A 19081-nucleotide genomic window follows, 5' to 3' on the forward strand; every position below is an offset into this window, starting at 1 on the left:
ACAATTAGAGATATTCTAACACATCATGCTTGTTCGTCAAGAGATTTTAGAATCTGGCGATCCATCAGTCAACCAATTCAAGACAATTGATTTGTTGCTTGAAACGGATGATTCGGCGATAAGCATCCTCTATACGTTTGGAAGTTATTTTTTGCTCGAAAACCAAACGTTCAATCATCTCAATTACTGCTGTTGCCGTAATTTTTGCTAATTGGTTTGCAAAGATCAGCATATCAGCCCCCGCATTGATTGTAAGGCATAAGGCATCCTCAAGTGAATAATGATCGGTAATTGCTTGCATTTGCAGGTCATCTGCAATGATTACTCCATCGTAGCCCATTCTTTGGCGCAACAAGCCAGTTAAAATATGGTGAGATAACGTTGCAGGTAACCCCTCATCATCCAACTGCTTATTTATCACATGCGCGGTCATGATCATAATTGGATGATAAACATCTCGGACAAGCTGATAGTAAGGGACTAACTCATCTTCATGAAAGGTATTGGTAACATCTACAAACCCTTCATGGGTATCACCTAATGCACTGCCATGACCTGGGAAATGCTTATAGCAACATGCAATACCATACTGCTCGAAAACTTCCACAAATGCTCTGGCCAAACGAACTACTTCCTCAGGATCGCCTGAAAAACTACGTTGTAAATTACCAATAATCCCCTGCTGATCTTGCAAATGCAAATCAACAACGGGAGCAAAATTAAGATTAAAACCCAATGATTTTAATGTATATGCCATTTGCGTCAACTCAGCCTTCAAATCCCCAGGGGATAATTGGCCCATGTTGTAGGCATTCATAGTCGGCATGGATCCTTCAACTCGAGACAAGCGATCAATGCTCCCTCCTTCATAATCTATGGCAATTAGTAAAGGCAACCCGTTATTTTTGAAATTGACTTCTGCCGAATGGTAATAATAATTGAGTTGATGAGTTAAACGTTTGATTTGGGTTTGGTTTTTTAAATTATTACCGTAGGACTTTGTAGAAGCATCCTGATCAAATAATAAAACACCGCCTAATCCATCTGAAGACAGCCATTCCGCTATAGGACTCTTGGCATGTATATCACAACCGTCAAATCCCATAACTAACATCTGACCAATTTTATTTCTTAGAGTAATCATCAGTCGCTCCGTCAACAAATAAGAAAAAAAATTTCTTAAAGAATAGTTGATGTTGTAGTAAGTGAATCATACACAAAGATAAAAATTAATGCCATTTATATCTTTTTTGGCGGTATTGCTGGGATATCATTAAAATCACAACTGCAATTACCTGGGGCATTAGGAGGAAGAGGAACTAATGCAAAATCACTTGAATAACAAACGGTCACGTTCCAAGCTGAATCCCCAGGGTTAATGGTATTAGGTAAGGACCAATAATTTTTGGCAAGATAAGTTTTACCCTCATCACTTTGCCAAAAAATTGGAGAAAAACGAGCTTGATACATTAATTTTTGGCCCGGCTCACAAGGAAATGTTTGGCGTGTCCAGGATTTTCCAACTGGAACAGTAATTGTGGTTAAAATTTTAGCGCTCACGGCATCCATTACATCTACAGATACATCATATTTGATCCAACAATTATCTTTAACGAGAGTGTAATAACAAGTAATCTCCGCCCAAAGCGAGCTTGAAGAGATGAGGCTGGAAATCAAAATAAAAGTTCGTACTAACATAATTCAATCCTTTTACAGAACGTTTCACCGCTTTTCTTTTCAAAAGTAAGAAAATCTGCAAACCAAATAGTAAAGTCTTTAGGCGCCTATTTATTCATAGTATATACAATAACGATTATAAGTTACGAATAAGTTACAAATTTAGGTCAATACAGGGTTGATTTTATTATCCGACCTGTATAAGCTTGCCCGAATTGGGAGAGATGGCCGAGCGGTCGAAGGCGCACGCCTGGAAAGTGTGTATACGGCAACGTATCGAGGGTTCGAATCCCTCTCTCTCCGCCAAATTTGATAAAAAGGCGCTTAATTCATCATCGAAGTGTTTGTTGCTTTTTTATATTTAATATTCCCATAGGTGCTTTTGCAGTGATGGAACTGAAAATCCTGATTTGTGGGTATGCAAAAGTATGATTATGAACAATTCATTTAGGGATATGGCATATGAAATTAATTGTAATAGGAATTTTATTATCATTTAATGCGATGGCTGGCGATTATTTCCCTAAACTAACATCACAAGATCAACCATGGTCTGTTACTGCTAGCGCTGGCACAGGTACTTATCAGGTAACATCCTCCAGAGATAAAAATGTCCCCATAGGTCGATTAGCACTGGCCAATGAAATGATGCTGGCTGGCAATATTGCATTAGGCTTGGAACTAGGACTACAAACGGGTACTCGAATAAAGCTTAATATTCCCCAAGAAGCTTTTCATGCTCTGAAAAGATGGATTCCTATGCAAACCACGCTTGCTCCTACCTTGGATTTATTAATTACATCTAAAAGTGATCCTCTGGGAAATAGTTCTTTTTTTGCTCAACTAAAAGGTGGGCTTGCCTATAGACATTGGCGAGACGAGCGGGTTCCTCTTAATGATATTTCCCAATTAGCAGGTGAAATACAAGCAGGTTTTGGTTATCCGATTAGTGCTTTGGCCAACTTAAGCTTATTATATCAAGGAATCTTCAGTGGCAATGGACCCAATTTTCATTTTGAAACCTACTCCAAAAGAGAACAATTATCTAATATCCCCACCTTACATGCCGTTCTTTTAGGATTGTCTGTTAATCTATAAAGATAGTTGTTCCTAAAGGCAAATGCACCGAAGCTACAATAGACTATAATGTAATCAAAACGGATCTACTTCTCTATCGAAGAGTAGCATGGAGTACTATTATGAAAGAACAACATTACGCCTACAAAATCACTCACGGCACAACCAGTTTAAATTGTCCTCATTCCGCCCTGAAAAACGATAAAATGGTGGACCTATTAAAAGAAATAGAACACCAACATAGTGACGGGATATTTTGGATATTTAAACAATTTGGTGATCAAGCTCAAGAGCCCCTGTGCATTATAGACTGTTCAAAAAAACGAATTTACTTTCATTATTCCGGCGAAGTCGAAGACTTAACGGATGCTATAGCAAGTTTGAGCCATTAATTTGCTCTCCAAGATAGACGAGAAACATTTCAAACCAGAGAGTTTAATATTTTTTTATTTTGAATTAATCTGATACAAATCAACTCTAGACAAATGAGAGTTTTTTAGTCACTATTCCAGTCGATTTTATCATGAAAAGAGAATAGTTATGTCTTTAAAAACTAAAATAGTTGTTTTAAGTTTGATTCTGTTCAACTTATTGCCCCATGCTTATGCCGCTTCTTCAGCAAGGCATGCGGAAAGTGACACCGCCCTCCAAAATGCTGTTTTATTCTATATTAACAAATACCGGCAGCAACATGGCTTATCCAAACTTACAATGGATAATAATATTGTAATTCAAGCAAAACAACACTCCCAGGATATGGCCAACCATCGTATGCCTTTTGGTCATCAAGATTTTGGAAAACGCATTAAAAAACTACGTTCACAAATTAAAAATACTGGCGGTGGTGCCGAGAATGTTGCGTACAACTATAAAACTGCTGAAATTGTAGTGAGCCAATGGGTCAGAAGTCCAGGCCATAGGAGAAACATTGTAGGAAATTATAACTTGACGGGTATAGGAGTTGCCCGTGATAAACAGGGCAAACTGTACTACACCCAAATTTTCCTACAAACAGGAAAAAATCCTAGAAGTTACACAACAAGAAGACCCTACATTGGCGTTCCCTTCTTTGGCATTAAACGACATAGTTAAGTGAGAAATTAAACCCTGTAGCGCAGCAAAACCCTGTACCCCCGTAATTAGATCTGAGTTTTGCTTCGTTGCACCGCGGTTATTGCTAAAGTCCGCGTTTTATTTTCTACATGAATTCAATAACCTAGTTAAACCGTTTTTAACTTTAACGAAATCTTTGCAAAAAACCAGGAAAATCATGTGGCATTAACACTGAGAGTGGCCTATCATAAAACCATAGACAGTACACATTGTTCAGCCAACATTATTTACTTTGGGAGCCAGATTGAGAGTGCGGTGAGCAAGCTTAGCATGTACTAAGAAGCCTAAAACACTCCAGAGGAGTCCACCTTGGTAAAAGGACTGTACTCAATCTTACTGTCTATCCCAAATTCCAAAAAGGGCGTATTAAAATAATATGCCCTTTTTTATTTACTCCTGAAAACAATCTATGCCCTTATGCCCACAACTTAGAACCGATCCAGATGGTAGATACTTACAATCTTATAATCATTCATTATCAGTTTGATTGCCTTTTTTCACCTATAATTACTATAATCAAACACTTAAAGACTGAGTTCGTATTATAATTAATACATACTATAAAATGGACTTAGATTATATGGATCTTTTATTGCTCTTACTTATCCTGTTCTTTTTCACTTTATCCTTCGGATTAATAAGATTTTATGATGATTTATCAAGGAGTGAATTATGAGCTTGTATTTAATCTGTGGAATTATCGCCTTCGGCTTGTTAGTTTTTTTGTTAGTTGTATTATTCAAACCTGAATTATTTTAAGCCATGGATTAAATTAGACATGGGATGGACCCTTATGACAAAGCCTGGTTTGCTACAAATTGCATTTTACCTACTTTTTTTGTTGTTCCTTGTAAAACCATTGGGTTGGTACATGGCACGAGTGTATCAGGGCCGTCCTTGCTTTTTAGACATTATATTAAAACCTTTCGAACACTTAATCTATAAGATTTGCGGCATCCATGCTCAAGAAGATATGGGATGGAAAACTTATTTAGCAAACATGCTTTTTTTAAACTTATCAGGATTACTGGTTGTTTACCTCGTGCAACGTCTTCAATTCTATTTGCCATTGAATCCTCAAGGATATCACTCTCCCTCGCCTGATCTTGCATTTAATACTGCCATAAGTTTTACCACCAATACCAACTGGCAAGCTTATAGTGGGGAAACGACAATGAGTTATTTAACTCAGATGTTTGCACTCACAGTACAAAACTTCATTTCGGCCGCCACAGGGATGTCTTTATTAGTTGCATTGATACGGGGCATCATAAAGCACGAGAGTAAGGGGTTAGGAAATTTCTGGGTAGATACCGTCCGCGGAATTCTCTATATCTTATTGCCTTTGTCGCTGATTTTTGCACTTATTCTATGCTCTCAAGGTGTCATTCAAAATTTTAAACCTTTTCAAAAAATTACCCTCAGTCACCCATTTACCTACCAACAGCCTGTAACAAAAGCCATGGGACAAGCATTAGATAGCCAAGGCAATCCCAAAACAATACCAATAACCGTAACTGAGCAAATCATACCCATGGGGCCGGTAGCATCACAAATTGCCATAAAGCAGCTCGGTACTAATGGTGGGGGTTTTTTTAATGTCAATTCGGCTCATCCATTTGAAAATCCCACTCCATTGAGCAATTTTTTGGAGATGGTAGCAATCTTACTAATTCCTGCCGCTTTTTGTTTCACCTTTGGCACCATGGTGCATGATAAAAGACAAGGCTGGGCAATCTTAATAGCCATGTCCATTTTGTTTGTTCCATGTTTACTGTTTGAAATTGTAGTCGAGCAAAAAGGAAATCCTGCATTTCACCATCTGGGGATTGATACTACTCCTCAATCTGAATTTTACCCCGCTGGGAATATGGAGGGCAAAGAGACCCGTTTTGGAGTTGTTAACTCGGCAATTTGGGCAACAGCTACCACCGCAACTTCTAACGGCTCTGCCAACTCCATACTGGATTCATTTACCCCTCTAGGCGGAATGATCCCTTTATGGATGATGCATTTAGGTGAAGTTAGTTTTGGAGGAGTGGGCTCTGGATTATCTGGAATGCTCATGCTGATCATCCTCACTGTATTTGTTGCCGGGCTAATGGTGGGCAGAACCCCTGAATACCTAGGTAAAAAAATTGAACCTTATGAAATGAAAATGGCATCAATTGCTGTATTAATTATGCCTCTTATTGTCCTCATAACGACCGCGTATGCTTCTGTAACTCACGTTGGTGTAAACTCCATAACAAATCCCGGCGCCCATGGTTTTACAGAAATACTCTATGGATTTACTTCGATTGGGAACAATAATGGCAGTTCTTTTGCTGGCTTAAATGCCAATACCCCTTTTTATAATATTGTTGGTGGTATCCTCATGTTAATTAGCAGATATTGGCTGGCTATCCCCGTTCTTGCCCTTGCTGGTTCGCTGGTTAAGAAAAAACGTATTCCAAATAGTTTAGGTACTTTAGCCACTCATACACCACTCTTTGTTACTTTATTAGTTTATATTGCGATCGTTCTAGGGGCGTTGTCCTTTTTACCCGCTCTTGCCCTTGGCCCTATCGTGGAGCATTTGATGCTTTGGGGGAAATATGGCTACTAAATCAAAGTCCATTTGGGATTTTAGTATTATACGAGGTGCCTTACTTGACTCTTTTTACAAATTAGCACCCCATGTTCAAATAAAAAATCCGGTAATGTTTACAGTTTATATAAGTTCAATTATTACCACGATTCTCTTTATACAAGCATGCTTAGGCAAAGGTGAAGCACCAACTTTTTTTATTCTCGCCATTAGTTTGTGGCTTTGGTTTACACTCTTATTTGCCAATTTTGCAGAAGCTATGGCAGAGGGTCGTGGCAAAGCTCAAGCGCAAGAGCTACGACGAGCACGTCGTGAAATTCAAGCTAAAAAATTGGCAAAGGCATCTAAAAATGCAAAATTTACCATAATTCCCTCCGTGAAATTACGTGCTGGGGATCTGGTCTTGGTTGAAGCAGGTGATTTCATACCGAGTGATGGGGAGATTATAGAAGGAATTGCCTCAGTAAATGAAAGTGCCATCACTGGAGAAAGTGCGCCTGTTATTCGGGAAAGTGGAGGAGATCGTAGTGCAGTAACAGGAGGTACACAAATTATTTCTGATTGGCTTATTATTCGCATCACCTCTAACCCGGGGGAAACATTCTTAGATCGGATGATTACCCTAGTTGAAGGAGCGAAAAGACAAAAAACACCCAATGAGCTCGCATTAACTATTTTACTTGCAGCATTAACTATTGTTTTTTTAGTGGTTTGTAGCACTCTACTTTCTTTTTCAATTTATAGTGTCTCTGTAACTAAATCAGGTTCAGCAATTTCAATCACGGTACTTGTTGCTCTTTTTGTTTGCCTTGCCCCCACAACAATTGGAGGATTACTTTCTGCCATTGGTATTTCAGGTATGGATCGAATGATTCAAGCCAATGTCATTGCCTTATCAGGACGAGCAGTTGAGGCTGCAGGTGATGTCGACGTTTTGATACTTGATAAGACAGGAACTATTACTTTAGGTAATCGGCAGGCAACAGAGTTTGTTCCTGCAGAAGGTGTTGATATTAATGATCTAGCCGATGCAGCCCAATTCGCCTCACTTGCTGATGAAACTCCCGAAGGCCGCAGCATTGTTATTCTTGCTAAAAGAAAATATAAGTTACGTGGTAGAACTCTTGCCCCATTACAAGCAACATTTATTCCATTCACCGCACAAACACGGATGAGTGGCGCAAATATCGGCGATCGCCAAATTCGTAAAGGATCATCGGAAGCAATCGAAGAATACATCAACCAGTTAGGAGGATATGTTCCTGACAACGTGAAAGAAAATGTGGAGATTATTTCACGACAAGGAGGAACTGCACTGGTTGTTACAGAAGGCCCAAAAGTTCTAGGCATTATTCGTCTTAAAGACGTTATTAAAGGTGGAATTCGAGAGCGTTTTGCACAACTAAGGCAAATGGGAATTAAAACCATCATGGTAACTGGAGATAATCCTCTAACAGCTGCCTCAATTGCTGGTGAAGCTGGAGTAGATGATTTTCTAGCGAATGCAAAACCAGAAGACAAACTTACATTAATACGTAACCTACAAGCTCAAGGTCATTTAGTTGCAATGACTGGTGATGGAACGAATGATGCACCGGCACTTGCTCAGGCAGATGTTGCTGTGGCAATGAATACGGGAACACAAGCAGCAAAAGAAGCGGGTAATTTGGTCGATCTGGATTCAAACCCCACTAAATTAATTGAAGTAGTAGAAATAGGAAAGCAATTATTGATGACGCGCGGTGCTTTGGCTACGTTTAGTATTGCCAATGATATCGCTAAATATTTTGCCATTTTACCGGCCGCCTTTGTAAGTACTTATCCTGTGCTCAATGCATTCAATATCATGAATCTGGCAACTCCGCAGACGGCAGTGTTATCTGCTGTAATTTTTAATGCAATAATCATTGTTCTTCTTATACCTTTAGCTTTGAGTGGTATTAAATACCGACGTCTTCCTGCCGCAGAACTTCTGCGAAATAACGTCTTCATCTATGGATTAGGTGGATTTATAGTTCCTTTTGTTGGAATCAAAATAATCGATCTAATCTTAGTCGCCTTAGGTTTAACAGGATAAAAAATGATTAAAGAAGCTCTAAAACAAATAAAAACAGCTTTAATATTTCTGCTCCTTTTCTCTTTACTGACAGGTTTAATTTATCCTGCAGTAGTTACAGCATTAGCTCAAATATTTTTTCCTTATCAAGCAAATGGCAGTTTATTACTGGTTGACTCCAAACCGATTGGTTCTGCATTAATTGGACAATACTTTGATGCACCCGATTACTTCTGGGGACGCCCTTCTGCCACCGTTCCATTTCCTTATAACGCAGCTTATTCTTCTGGATCAAATATGGGGCCTTCAAACCCAAACTTTTTGGCAATCGTAAAACAACGAGTCTCCAAACTGCAGCAATACAATTTGGAAGATCCAACGATGATGAAAAAGCAACTTGTTCCAGTTGATTTAGTTACTGCATCGGCGAGTGGCCTGGACCCGGAAATAAGTCCGCTAGCAGCCTACTATCAGATACCGCGGATCGCTAAAGCACGTCATATTTCAGAACAAGAAATTCAAAAATTAGTGAATCAATTAATAAAAAAACGTACCCTTCATCTTTTAGGAGAGCCACGAATTAGTGTGTTGGAGCTCAATTTAGCATTGGATCATATAAGGACAAATTAATGACAGATAAACGCCCGGATCCCAATGCATTATTACAACAAGTTATCGAGGAAGAGCAACAAAAGCAACGTGGCAAGCTGAAGATCTACCTTGGCGCGGCCCCAGGAGTAGGAAAAACTTATTCGATGCTTCATGAAGCAATGGGAGAACAAGCTAAAGGATTAGATGTAGTAGTAGGTATTGTCGAATCTCATGGGCGTATTGAAATTGAAGAACTACTTAAAGACTTCATAGTTTTGCCTAAAATAACCATTGAATATCACGGTAAACAGTTACAGGAATTTGATCTGGATGCTTCTTTAAAAAGAAATCCAGGATTGATTCTTATCGATGAAATGGCACATACCAATGTAAGCGGTGTACGGCATAAAAAACGCTGGCAAGATATTAAAGAATTACTCGACCGGGGGATTAATGTCTATACCACGCTCAATGTTCAACATATAGAGAGCCTCAATGATGATGTCTCACAAATTATTCATGCACCGATTCAAGAAACTGTTCCTGATGTCATGATAGAACGAGCCAATACCATTGAGTTAGTTGACTTAGCACCGGAAGATTTATTAAAACGTCTTTCTGAGGGCAAAGTTTACCTTCCCAGACAAGCCCGACTTGCTGCTGAATTTTATTTCCGTAAAGGCAATTTAATGGCCTTACGTGAATTAGCATTACGCACTCTGGCAAAACGGGTAAATACACAGGTACTTTTATACAGACAAGGTCAAGGCATTAAACATATATGGCCAATCATGGAAAAGATCCTCGTTTGCGTGGGGCCTGGTCCGGAGTCGCATAAACTGATTCGAGCAGCAAAAAGAATGGCCTCAAGTTTGCAGGCAGATTGGATTGCCGTATATGTAGACTCGACCCGCACTCAAGTATCGAGAACCCAAAGAAATCAAGCCTTAAAGAATTTATTTTTTGCAGAGCAGTTGGGAGCTGAGACTCATATTTTAAGGGGTTATGACCTCGTTAAAGAAATTATTAATTTTTCCCGAGAGCAAAATGTCACCTTGATTATGATTTGTAAACAGATTCGTACTCGTTGGAGAAATTTTTTCTTTCGTAGTTTGGCAGATGAAATTTTACGTTACAGTGGTGAAATCGATGTTTATACCATGACCGAAAGGGCAAAAAAATCAAGAAAGAAATCGTTGGCCACACCCATGACCTCCTGGCTCTATTACGTTTTATCGACCTGTATTGTTGCAGTCACAACACTCATTAATTATTTAATTTATCCTTTAGTTAATGATACAAGTTTAACCCTAACTTATTTAATTGGAATGACGTGTATTGCTTTATTAGGACGCGCTGGTCCTGCAGTTTCAGGAATTTTTCTCAGTATTTTAGCGTATAGTTATTTCTTTATTCCACCCTATTATAGTTTCTTAATTCTCCAGTCAGATTATTTTTTCACCCTCGTTATGATGCTTATTATGGCATTAATTATTTGTCAATTAACCTTAGTTACTCGTCGTCAATCAGAAGTTGCACGTCTTGCAGAATATCAAACTTCAGCTCTGTATACTTTAAGTCGAAGATTATCCAGAACGCGAGGGATCGTCCGCTTGCTTCGTACTGGGATTAATTATATTTCAGAAATTCTTCACTGCGAAATCATCGCCCTATTACCAAAAAATGGCCGTCTTGTTGTTCTTGCAAGAGCAAAATCGCATCAAGAGTTGGATGAAAAAGAATACAGTATTGCTCAGTGGGTATTCGAGTTAGGGCAAAAAGCTGGATGGGGAACTGATACCCTCTCGTTTTCTAATGCACTTTTTATTCCATTACTCGGCGCACGAGGCACCATGGGCGTTTTAAGAGTCCAACCGTCTAAGGATAATGATTTCACTACACCGGAAAAAATACAACTCTTAGAATCATGTGCCAATCAAATTGCTTTAGCTTTAGAAGTGGATAGTTTGCAAGAGGAGCAAAATAAACCCACTACTTCCTCACTATGAGGTTCCAATAGTTATAATTGAAGCCTGAATTCATCGACACCCGGAAATATTCTACAACACTAGGTTCTGCTATACTGCACTGACTACAATTTCTGTGTTACTCATTATAACTCTGGAAAATCATTCTAAATTACAATAGGATAAAGAATATTTAGGTAAAAAGGATTTACCATGATGATCGCAACTCTATTGGCCCCAGACAATGAAACTCGGGTAGCCATTACTCCTAATTCAGCAAAGCACTTAATTAAATTAGGCTTTGATGTTGCCATAGAACAAAACGCAGGGCTTGCTGCCGGTTTCAACGATCAGGATTACGAAGAGCTTGGTGCCAAGATTTGTGATAAAAAAACCATACTCAAACAAGCCAATATCCTTTTTTGTATTAATGAGCCGGATTCCAAGAACATAGAAGGCTTATCACCAAACGCATTGATAATAGGTCATATTGATAATGATCCCGAAAGCAAATTAATAACATGGTGCAAGGAAAAACATGTCACATTACTTTCAATGAATCTTATTCCGCGCATCAGTCGAGCGCAAAGTATGGATAGCCTCTCGTCGCAAGCAAATTTAGCAGGTTATAGAGCGGTTTTAGAAGCATGCGCTGAATTTCATCGGGTTATTCCCATGATGATGACGGCTGCAGGGATGATTCAACCCGCTAAGGTACTTGTTCTTGGTGCGGGGGTCGCGGGTCTACAAGCCATCGCAACGGCCAAACGTTTAGGTGCTGTCGTGTACGCATTCGATGTACGGCGAGCAGCGAAAGAACAAGTAGAAAGTTTAGGCGCTGAATTTATCGAAGTAAGCCAAGATCAAGACAGTGAAACGAAAGGAGGCTATGCTTCGGAAGTTAGTGAGGAGTATAAAAAACTCCAAGCAGAACTTATTGATCAATATGCCAAATTATCAGATATCGTCATTTCCACTGCCTTAATTCCTGGTAGAAAAGCCCCAATATTAGTGTTTAAAAAAACTGTAGAACAAATGAAACCTGGATCAGTAATAGTGGATCTCGCGACTGCACGAGGAGGAAATTGTGAAGTCAGCGTTCTTGATAAAACTATAAAACATGGGGAAGTTACCATTATTGGTCTCAGTAACCTTGCCGGACTTGTTCCAGCTACTGCGAGCGAACTTTATGCCAATAATCTGGTACATCTTATCAATCTTTTAGCGCCGACTCCTCCGGAAATCACATTAAATCCCAATGATGAAATTATTCAACAAGCAGTACTTTGTCATCAAAATCAATATTTACCATTTCAGGCAAAAAAGGAGATACAAAATGCATGAGATTAATACATTAGGTGATCCATACATTACCATCCTCACTATTTTCGTTTTGGCCTGCTTTGTTGGGTATTATGTGGTGTGGAAGGTCACTCCAGCCTTGCATACACCCTTGATGTCGGTAACCAATGCGATATCCAGTATTATTGTTTTAGGGGCACTAATTGCTGCTGGAAGCGAGTTCATTGGAGACATCACCTGGATCGGTGGTTTGGCAATATTTATTACCTCAATTAATATTTTTGGTGGATTTGTGGTAACCCAACGCATGTTACGTATGTATAAAAAATAGGTAATCGCTCCTCAAGGTGTCAACTAGAGAGATTTATTCAGCACGGGGCTTGTTACCGGACTGGTGCAGCTAAGTCCTGGGATTCAAGACTGCATTTTCTTAAGTTGATTTAATAGGGTCATTACACATAAATAGTTAAGGATGATTTCTCATGACAACCCTGGTTCCTTTATTTTATCTCTTATCGGCTGTGTGTTTTATACTCGCGTTAAAAGGCTTAGCTAGTCCTGCGTCTGCAAGACGAGGAAATCTGTTAGGGATTGCAGGAATGATTCTTGCGGTAGGTTCCACTTTGATGATGCCAACGACTTATCATCAGCCCTTACTCATTAGTTTAATGATTGCAGGAGGCATTATTGGAACTTTTATTGCCTATAAAATTAATATGACTGCAATCCCTCAGCTCGTTGCAGCATTTCACTCTTTGGTGGGAATGGCAGCAGTTCTAGTAGCTTTTTGTGCCTTTTTGTCCCCTACGTCGTTTCATATTGGCGTCCCAGGCGCAATTGCCAAGGCAAGTCTAATCGAAATGAGTCTGGGTTTGATAATAGGAGCTATTACTTTTTCAGGCTCCGTGATCGCCTTTCTCAAATTGCAAGGAATCATGTCGGGCAAACCCATCAAACTTATAGGTCATAACGCGATTAATCTTCTTATAGCCTTAGCCATCCTTGGTTTATTAGTCTTATTTTTTATTAACCAAACTCTCACACTGTTTAGTATCATGGCAGGGTTGGCTTTTTTAATTGGTGTATTGCTTATTATTCCTATTGGAGGCGCCGATATGCCCGTAGTTATATCCATGCTGAATTCCTACTCAGGATGGGCTGCAGCAGGTATCGGATTTACACTCAGCAATCATTTACTGGTTATTACCGGTGCTCTAGTGGGGGCAAGTGGGGCGATTCTAAGTTATATTATGTGTGTTGGAATGAACCGTTCGATATTTAATGTTATCTTTGGAGGCATTCAGTCATCAGCAGCTAATTCACAAATAAACACAGGAAATGAATCACGAACGGTACGTCAGGGTAATGGTGAAGACGCAGCATTCCTCCTAAGTAATGCTAAAGATGTAATTATTGTTCCGGGGTATGGTATGGCCGTAGCACATGCTCAACATGCGGTCAAAGAATTAGTTGATGCGCTAGAACACCGCAACATTAAAGTTCGCTTTGCAATTCATCCAGTGGCTGGCCGAATGCCTGGCCATATGAATGTATTGCTTGCAGAAGCCAATATTCCCTATGACAGAGTTTTTGAACAAAGTGAAATTAACCGAGATTTTGCAAGCTGTGATGTAGCTTATGTAATAGGAGCAAATGATATAACGAACCCTGCAGCAAAAACAGATCCTAGTTCACCCATTTATGGAATGCCCGTTTTAGAAGTAGAAAAAGCTAGAAACGTATTATTTGTTAAACGAAGCTTAGCACCCGGCTATGCGGGGGTAGAAAATGATCTGTTCTATCATGATAATACCTACATGCTTTTTGGAGATGCCAAAGCAATGACTGAATCTATTGCCAAATCTTTAGAAACGTTATAAATCGATATAAAGAGTTGCCTGGAGAAACCTAGTTGAGTTATATGATCTGAGGCATTACAGCGCCATCCCTCAGGTCATTTTACCCCCCAAAAAATCTAAATTTTCTACGGAGTAGGTTAAATGTCCTACCTATTTGCTCCTAGCTCTTTACATTTGAATATGAAAATTTAAAATCTATTATTTTGAAAATAAAACTATTTATTAAATAATATCATACCCAGATTTTTTTTAATTTTGGAGAGGAAGTTGTGAAAAGTAACATTATAAATAAACCTGGTTTTAGTTATTGGTTAAGCAGTCTTGCTTGTCTTACATTTCTGACGTTAGTAAGCCATACTGCTGAAGCAGCAAACCCCGTAGTGTCTTTAGGGGAAATGGCAGAAACAATTACTGGATCGTTTACAAATCTGGCTAAATTGATTACTGCTGGGGCTTATTTGGCTGGTTTGGGATTTTCTATCGGGGCGATTATGAAGTTTAAACAACACAAAGATAACCCGACTCAAATTCCAATTGGAACGCCAATTGCTCTAGTTTTTATCTCAGCCGCTTTATTGTTTCTACCTTCATTTTTAGGTGTCACAGGAACAACTATGTTTGGATCTTCTGGCGGACAAACTGCAGGACCTAATGGGGTTGTTTTTGGAAACAATCAAGTCGTAAGCAATCAATAAAGATTATGCTGGCGTTAAATGCCCTATCCCGGATTCTCCTATTCCTGGGATTAGCATGTTTTCACGCGATTTGTCATTCCCGCGCAGGCGGGAATCAATCCCTCAAATTATTTCCCGTACTGGTTTTGTGAGATGGATTCTTGCCTGCGCTACAAAGGTAGAGTGTCTAAAAAAAGTGACTCAGGTAATTTAATACTTACTATTTTTATATTGGTAAATGAATATGGATTAACTTATCGGATGCAAAAACTACCCGATGAACCGATGTTTTAAAATAAGAATATCTCTACAAAATCGATATCACCACACAAAAGATTACATAAAGTCACTTAATTTCGAAAATTTGATCTATATTAACAAGAGGTAACATAAGGATTTCATTTAAGGAACTATCGTGAAAAATTTCAATTGGATTTGGCAAGGTGCAATAGCAGGTATTATTGCGGGAATTGTTTTTGCTTTTTTTTTAGCTCATGCGGGAATGATTGAAACATTAGGAATGATCATTAACATGCCAACAATTGCAGGTGGTCTAGTAGTTCATGCTGTAGTGAGCATAGGAAGCGGTATCGCTTTTGCCCTGATATTAGGATGGTTAATTAATTCCTGGATAATAGCTGTAGTACTTGGTTTATTATTTGGTGTTGCGATGTGGGTGGGTGGACCTATGACTTTATTACCTGTTCTTTCCTCTGGCACTCCATTATTTGCCAAATGGACTATTGAAGGTATAAAACACAATATACCTGCCTTAGTAGGCCATATTGTATACGGTGTTGTGTTAGGGATTAGCTACTTTATATTGAAGCGAAAAATGCCTTAGATATACTGAATTAGTCGAGGATTATAAGCCAAAGAGCTTATTTCCAATTCAGACAGAAATGGATTAAGGATAAACTAAAATGAGTAAAGAACCACATCATATTGTAGTTGTGGGTGGAGGAGCCGGTGGAATTGAGTTAGTTACTCGTTTGGGTAAAGATTTGGGAAAGAAGAAATTAGCTAAGATTACCCTTCTGGATAAACAAGAAATCCATATATGGAAACCTTTATTACATGAGGTTGCTGCCGGCTCTCTCGATTCAAATATGGATCAGCTCAATTTCTACTCTCACGCGATATCACACTATTATAATTACCAACCCGGAACGATGGTTGGCATAAATCGCAAAGAAAAGATCATCCATATTGCTGCTATTAAAGATGAAGAACAAAATCTTATAGTCCCAGAACGGACTTTAAAATACGACACATTAATTATTGCTATTGGAAGTCAAAGTAACGATTTCAATACTCCAGGAGTTAAGGAGCATTGTTTGAGTATTGATAATCTTGAGCAAGCAAATCATTTTCAAAAAAAATATGTCGATAAACTTTTATGCCTGCAATATGCACTTGAGGCAGCACATCAAAACTTTAATATTGTAATCGTTGGAGGTGGAGCTACAGGAATCGAACTGGGCGCAGAATTACTCCACACCCTTAATCAGACCGAAAAATACCAATTTAATCATGCAATTAAAAAATTGGCTAAAATTACAATAATTGAAGGGGCTCCTCGTATATTACCTGTTCTTCCTGAATTACTTTCCACCTTAACTGCTAAAAAATTACAAGAATTAGGAATCGAAATTTTAACCAATGAAATTGTAAGTCAAATTGACAGTGCAGGAGTTCATACTAAAAGCGGAAAAGTTCTGCCTGCAAGTATGTGTATATGGGCAGCAGGGGTAAAAGCTCCCGATTTTTTGTCAACACTTGATGGATTAACTGTAGATAATTTAAATCGATTAATGGTTAATTCAAAATTACAGACTATCAATGATGAACATATTTTTGCTCTAGGTGATTGTGCAAATGTGATGGATTTAGCTACAGGAAAACCTGTTCCTCCCCGGGCACAATCAGCTCACCAGCAAGCATATTTATTAGCAAAATCATTAAAAAATAGATTAAATAATAAAGAACTGCTTGATTTTAAATATGAAGATAAAGGATCTTTAATCGCAATAAGTTGCTACGGTACCTATGGAGATATTACGGGGATAGGCAAAATGCGTTATTTTGTTGGAGGCAAAGTGGCTCAATTAGCCTATCGTTCTTTATATTTTATGCATTTATCTGTATTGTATGGCGTATGGTGTTCTTTCTTACTTCGTGTTGCCAATAAAATGTTGGGACGCACCCGTCCAAAAATTAAGTTGCATATTAATAGACATTGATAAACCAAACATACTACCCACTTATACATTAAAGTTTTTCAAACCGTCATACCTTAAGTATTAACTGTTTTCAAAGAGACACTCCTTGCTATTTACCGCACTTAACCTCTCCATAAGAATTAAGTTCGCAACTTTCACCTTCCCCTCCGCAAACAACCTCACCACTTCTGTCTTTAACACATTTTCCTGCGCCACATATCACATCACCGTATTGATTCTTAGCACAACCACCTTCTGGAAAGGTGGAACAAACAACAGTGCCGTCACGATTTCGTAAACATTGCCCAGGACCACAAATAACTTTCCCATAACTATCTTTTTCACATTCGCCATTTTTATATGGTGAGCAAACCACCTTGAGATTATTGTCCATAAGACAAGCTCCCTTCCCACAAACCACTTCACCATACTGGTCTTGGATACATTGTGCGGAAACGGCAGTAGAACAAGTCATAAAAACGAAAATTGCTAAAGTTTGATGATGCATTAAGTAACCAATAAAAATAGGTCCATTAATGATAGTATAGGACTTAAATTATTAAGATCGAAAAGGTTTTGGTCATAACCGGAATATCCATAAATATGCACCTGTATTATAACTAAAATTATGTAAAAGCAATTGCTCCCAATAGAGCCACTTTGTATAATTATTTATTTTTATATTAACATTGGAGAGGTGTATGCCCCTTACAAATACTCATTCAGGAATGAAAGTTTCTACATTTAAACCTGATTATAAACAATCACTAGCGAATCAAAAATTTCCAGGTGATGAAATCCCTTTAAATGGTGCTGGCATAATTACTATTATTAAAGTCAAAAACAACGATAAATTACTGGTATTGGCTTCCGGGAAATTAAATCCTGCAACTAATAATTTTGAAAACTCCCTGGCATTAGGTGGTGGGTTTAAGTTTTTAAAAGATGGTATTAATAGCAGTTTTTTTACTGCAGTTAATGCAGCTATTCAATTTAAAGCCCCTGCTTATCCTTTATTAGATGAGAATGATTCTAATTTATCTTCTGTTGGATTAGTTGGATATTGTGAACAATGGGCCAATATGCAATATGCGACATTGTATCGAGTCATTGAGATTGGAACCAAAGAAGAGGCTATCAAATTAGTTGAATCTATAAATCAAAAAAACGAAGAATTAGGAAAAAATGATCGATTTGGCATCTATTCTCTCGATGATATTTTTAGAGTAGCTTATATTACTTATGAGATGGAAGAAGACAATGAATTGAAGGGACAAAAAATTAAAGAAGCAGGTATTCTCATCAAGAATTTAGCCACTGGCCAAAAACATGATAAATTTGTTATTTTCGACGATTTAGCCACGGCAGCACTTAACAAGCTAATTTTAAATCGTGAATTAACCTCAAAAAATGGCCTATTCTCACAAACCAGTGTACAGAACAATCCAGCAACCGAAATCTCCAATCTAAATGTACTTCAATAGATTGTTTTTTTATCGCTTACAACTTTTAAGTTGAAAGCAATGCATGGTAAAACTAGTGAACTAAGGTGAATGTCGTGGTGGTGGTGAAGAACTAAAAATTCCATAGTCTCATAATATGGATCATTTTCACCCCTATCATTTCTCCCTACATACAAAATGCTACTTTTTTAAGCCAAAAAAGTAGCATACTCTCTTATAGTTTCAATTAATACTGATTAATAATTATACTATGATGGATAAATAGGATTATTTTGTAGGACTTCTATTTTTACCCGTTATAGGAAATTTTGATTCTACAAATACCACAAATACGGGTACAGGTAGCACCACAACCACAGGTACTGATACAGCAGGAACTCCTCCTGGTTTACAAAACAAAGAGCCAGCTCGTTTACAAAATAAAACACCTCCGGGTTGGGAAAAAGGAAATAAAGAAGGATGGGATAAATCTCAACAAAATAATACCAAC

The 19081-nt window shown here is 38.3% G+C and carries 18 protein-coding genes, 1 tRNA gene and 1 other RNA gene; 17 read left to right on the plus strand and 3 right to left on the minus strand.

Translation table 11 applies throughout. The annotated features are described in order from the left end of the window. Positions 1 to 64: 64 nt before the first annotated feature. Both ACWTE2_RS21400 and ACWTE2_RS21405 read right to left on the minus strand, forming a co-directional pair. Positions 65 to 1144, minus strand: coding sequence for a glycoside hydrolase family 3 protein (locus ACWTE2_RS21400; RefSeq protein WP_454784279.1), 1080 nt, complete (start codon positions 1142 to 1144; stop codon positions 65 to 67). A gap of 95 nt (positions 1145 to 1239) precedes the next feature. Then, positions 1240 to 1698, minus strand: coding sequence for a hypothetical protein (locus tag ACWTE2_RS21405; protein ID WP_182391238.1), 459 nt, complete (start codon positions 1696 to 1698; stop codon positions 1240 to 1242). Between the two features lie 197 nt (positions 1699 to 1895). Between ACWTE2_RS21405 and ACWTE2_RS21410 the strand changes: the two genes are divergently transcribed. From ACWTE2_RS21410 to ACWTE2_RS21485, 16 genes are all read left to right on the plus strand, one after another. Beyond that, positions 1896 to 1983, plus strand: a tRNA-Ser gene (locus ACWTE2_RS21410). A gap of 156 nt (positions 1984 to 2139) precedes the next feature. Further along, the gene (locus tag ACWTE2_RS21415) at positions 2140 to 2775 is read left to right on the plus strand and encodes a hypothetical protein (protein ID WP_454784280.1); all 636 of its coding nucleotides are present in this window, start codon (positions 2140 to 2142) and stop codon (positions 2773 to 2775) included. Between the two features lie 101 nt (positions 2776 to 2876). After that, the gene (locus tag ACWTE2_RS21420) at positions 2877 to 3146 is read left to right on the plus strand and encodes a hypothetical protein (protein ID WP_182391240.1); all 270 of its coding nucleotides are present in this window, start codon (positions 2877 to 2879) and stop codon (positions 3144 to 3146) included. 148 nt (positions 3147 to 3294) lie between these two features. After that, positions 3295 to 3846, plus strand: coding sequence for a CAP domain-containing protein (locus ACWTE2_RS21425; protein ID WP_454784281.1), 552 nt, complete (start codon positions 3295 to 3297; stop codon positions 3844 to 3846). A gap of 215 nt (positions 3847 to 4061) precedes the next feature. Further along, positions 4062 to 4213, plus strand: a non-coding RNA gene (ssrS, locus tag ACWTE2_RS21430) — 6S RNA. A 326-nt stretch (positions 4214 to 4539) separates the two neighbouring features. Continuing rightward, positions 4540 to 4626, plus strand: coding sequence for a potassium-transporting ATPase subunit F (locus ACWTE2_RS21435; protein ID WP_220471025.1), 87 nt, complete (start codon positions 4540 to 4542; stop codon positions 4624 to 4626). Between the two features lie 34 nt (positions 4627 to 4660). Further along, positions 4661 to 6475, plus strand: a complete 1815-nt coding sequence (gene kdpA / locus ACWTE2_RS21440; RefSeq protein WP_454784282.1) for a potassium-transporting ATPase subunit KdpA — start codon at positions 4661 to 4663, stop codon at positions 6473 to 6475. After that, positions 6465 to 8534, plus strand: a complete 2070-nt coding sequence (kdpB, locus tag ACWTE2_RS21445; protein WP_454784283.1) for a potassium-transporting ATPase subunit KdpB — start codon at positions 6465 to 6467, stop codon at positions 8532 to 8534. Before kdpA ends, kdpB begins: the two co-directional genes overlap by 11 nt. 3 nt (positions 8535 to 8537) lie before the next feature. Beyond that, positions 8538 to 9143, plus strand: a complete 606-nt coding sequence (gene kdpC, locus ACWTE2_RS21450; protein ID WP_454784284.1) for a potassium-transporting ATPase subunit KdpC — start codon at positions 8538 to 8540, stop codon at positions 9141 to 9143. Then, positions 9143 to 11113 carry a DUF4118 domain-containing protein gene (locus ACWTE2_RS21455; protein WP_454784285.1) on the plus strand — a complete coding sequence of 657 codons (1971 nt, stop codon included), beginning with the start codon at positions 9143 to 9145 and terminating at the stop codon, positions 11111 to 11113. The genes kdpC and ACWTE2_RS21455 overlap by 1 nt, the downstream gene beginning before the upstream one ends. Before the next feature lie 171 nt (positions 11114 to 11284). Next, positions 11285 to 12415 (plus strand): Re/Si-specific NAD(P)(+) transhydrogenase subunit alpha, encoded by a 1131-nt coding sequence (locus tag ACWTE2_RS21460; RefSeq protein WP_454784286.1) that lies wholly within the window; start codon positions 11285 to 11287, stop codon positions 12413 to 12415. After that, the gene (locus tag ACWTE2_RS21465; RefSeq protein WP_182391247.1) at positions 12408 to 12704 is read left to right on the plus strand and encodes a proton-translocating transhydrogenase family protein; all 297 of its coding nucleotides are present in this window, start codon (positions 12408 to 12410) and stop codon (positions 12702 to 12704) included. Before ACWTE2_RS21460 ends, ACWTE2_RS21465 begins: the two co-directional genes overlap by 8 nt. A gap of 151 nt (positions 12705 to 12855) precedes the next feature. After that, the gene (locus ACWTE2_RS21470) at positions 12856 to 14253 is read left to right on the plus strand and encodes an NAD(P)(+) transhydrogenase (Re/Si-specific) subunit beta (RefSeq protein WP_454784287.1); all 1398 of its coding nucleotides are present in this window, start codon (positions 12856 to 12858) and stop codon (positions 14251 to 14253) included. A gap of 248 nt (positions 14254 to 14501) precedes the next feature. Next, positions 14502 to 14927 (plus strand): type IV secretion protein IcmD, encoded by a 426-nt coding sequence (locus tag ACWTE2_RS21475; RefSeq protein WP_454784288.1) that lies wholly within the window; start codon positions 14502 to 14504, stop codon positions 14925 to 14927. Positions 14928 to 15321: 394 nt separating this feature from the next. After that, a complete protein-coding gene (locus ACWTE2_RS21480) occupies positions 15322 to 15750 on the plus strand; it encodes a hypothetical protein (protein WP_454784289.1) in 429 nt (142 codons plus the stop codon). A 79-nt stretch (positions 15751 to 15829) separates the two neighbouring features. Further along, positions 15830 to 17149: an NAD(P)/FAD-dependent oxidoreductase gene (locus ACWTE2_RS21485; RefSeq protein WP_454784290.1), complete on the plus strand. Its 1320-nt coding sequence runs from the start codon at positions 15830 to 15832 to the stop codon at positions 17147 to 17149. A gap of 88 nt (positions 17150 to 17237) precedes the next feature. Here ACWTE2_RS21485 and ACWTE2_RS21490 read toward each other — a convergent pair whose 3' ends face one another. After that, on the minus strand, positions 17238 to 17636 hold the full coding sequence (locus ACWTE2_RS21490; RefSeq protein ID WP_454784291.1) for a hypothetical protein: 399 nt from the start codon (positions 17634 to 17636) through the stop codon (positions 17238 to 17240). 193 nt (positions 17637 to 17829) lie between these two features. On the opposite strand from ACWTE2_RS21490, the gene ACWTE2_RS21495 reads away from it, so the two are divergent. After that, positions 17830 to 18612: a hypothetical protein gene (locus tag ACWTE2_RS21495; protein WP_454784292.1), complete on the plus strand. Its 783-nt coding sequence runs from the start codon at positions 17830 to 17832 to the stop codon at positions 18610 to 18612. Positions 18613 to 19081 lie beyond the last annotated feature (469 nt).

It is taken from the genome of Legionella nigrisilvae, assembly GCF_977063395.2.

What these genes read in the sequence shown, in the direction of transcription:
- ACWTE2_RS21460 (WP_454784286.1), top strand. Translation starts at nt 11,285, where the DNA reads ATGATGATCGCAACTCTATTGGCCCCAGACAATGAAACTCGGGTAGCC.
- ACWTE2_RS21455 (WP_454784285.1), top strand. Translation starts at nt 9,143, where the DNA reads ATGACAGATAAACGCCCGGATCCCAATGCATTATTACAACAAGTTATC.
- ACWTE2_RS21415 (WP_454784280.1), top strand. Translation starts at nt 2,140, where the DNA reads ATGAAATTAATTGTAATAGGAATTTTATTATCATTTAATGCGATGGCT.
- ACWTE2_RS21425 (WP_454784281.1), top strand. Translation starts at nt 3,295, where the DNA reads ATGTCTTTAAAAACTAAAATAGTTGTTTTAAGTTTGATTCTGTTCAAC.
- ACWTE2_RS21490 (WP_454784291.1), bottom strand. Translation starts at nt 17,636, where the DNA reads ATGCATCATCAAACTTTAGCAATTTTCGTTTTTATGACTTGTTCTACT.
- ACWTE2_RS21405 (WP_182391238.1), bottom strand. Translation starts at nt 1,698, where the DNA reads ATGTTAGTACGAACTTTTATTTTGATTTCCAGCCTCATCTCTTCAAGC.
- ACWTE2_RS21465 (WP_182391247.1), top strand. Translation starts at nt 12,408, where the DNA reads ATGCATGAGATTAATACATTAGGTGATCCATACATTACCATCCTCACT.
- ACWTE2_RS21400 (WP_454784279.1), bottom strand. Translation starts at nt 1,144, where the DNA reads ATGATTACTCTAAGAAATAAAATTGGTCAGATGTTAGTTATGGGATTT.
- kdpB (WP_454784283.1), top strand. Translation starts at nt 6,465, where the DNA reads ATGGCTACTAAATCAAAGTCCATTTGGGATTTTAGTATTATACGAGGT.
- ACWTE2_RS21420 (WP_182391240.1), top strand. Translation starts at nt 2,877, where the DNA reads ATGAAAGAACAACATTACGCCTACAAAATCACTCACGGCACAACCAGT.
- ACWTE2_RS21470 (WP_454784287.1), top strand. Translation starts at nt 12,856, where the DNA reads ATGACAACCCTGGTTCCTTTATTTTATCTCTTATCGGCTGTGTGTTTT.
- ACWTE2_RS21435 (WP_220471025.1), top strand. Translation starts at nt 4,540, where the DNA reads ATGAGCTTGTATTTAATCTGTGGAATTATCGCCTTCGGCTTGTTAGTT.
- ACWTE2_RS21495 (WP_454784292.1), top strand. Translation starts at nt 17,830, where the DNA reads ATGCCCCTTACAAATACTCATTCAGGAATGAAAGTTTCTACATTTAAA.
- kdpA (WP_454784282.1), top strand. Translation starts at nt 4,661, where the DNA reads ATGACAAAGCCTGGTTTGCTACAAATTGCATTTTACCTACTTTTTTTG.
- ACWTE2_RS21485 (WP_454784290.1), top strand. Translation starts at nt 15,830, where the DNA reads ATGAGTAAAGAACCACATCATATTGTAGTTGTGGGTGGAGGAGCCGGT.
- kdpC (WP_454784284.1), top strand. Translation starts at nt 8,538, where the DNA reads ATGATTAAAGAAGCTCTAAAACAAATAAAAACAGCTTTAATATTTCTG.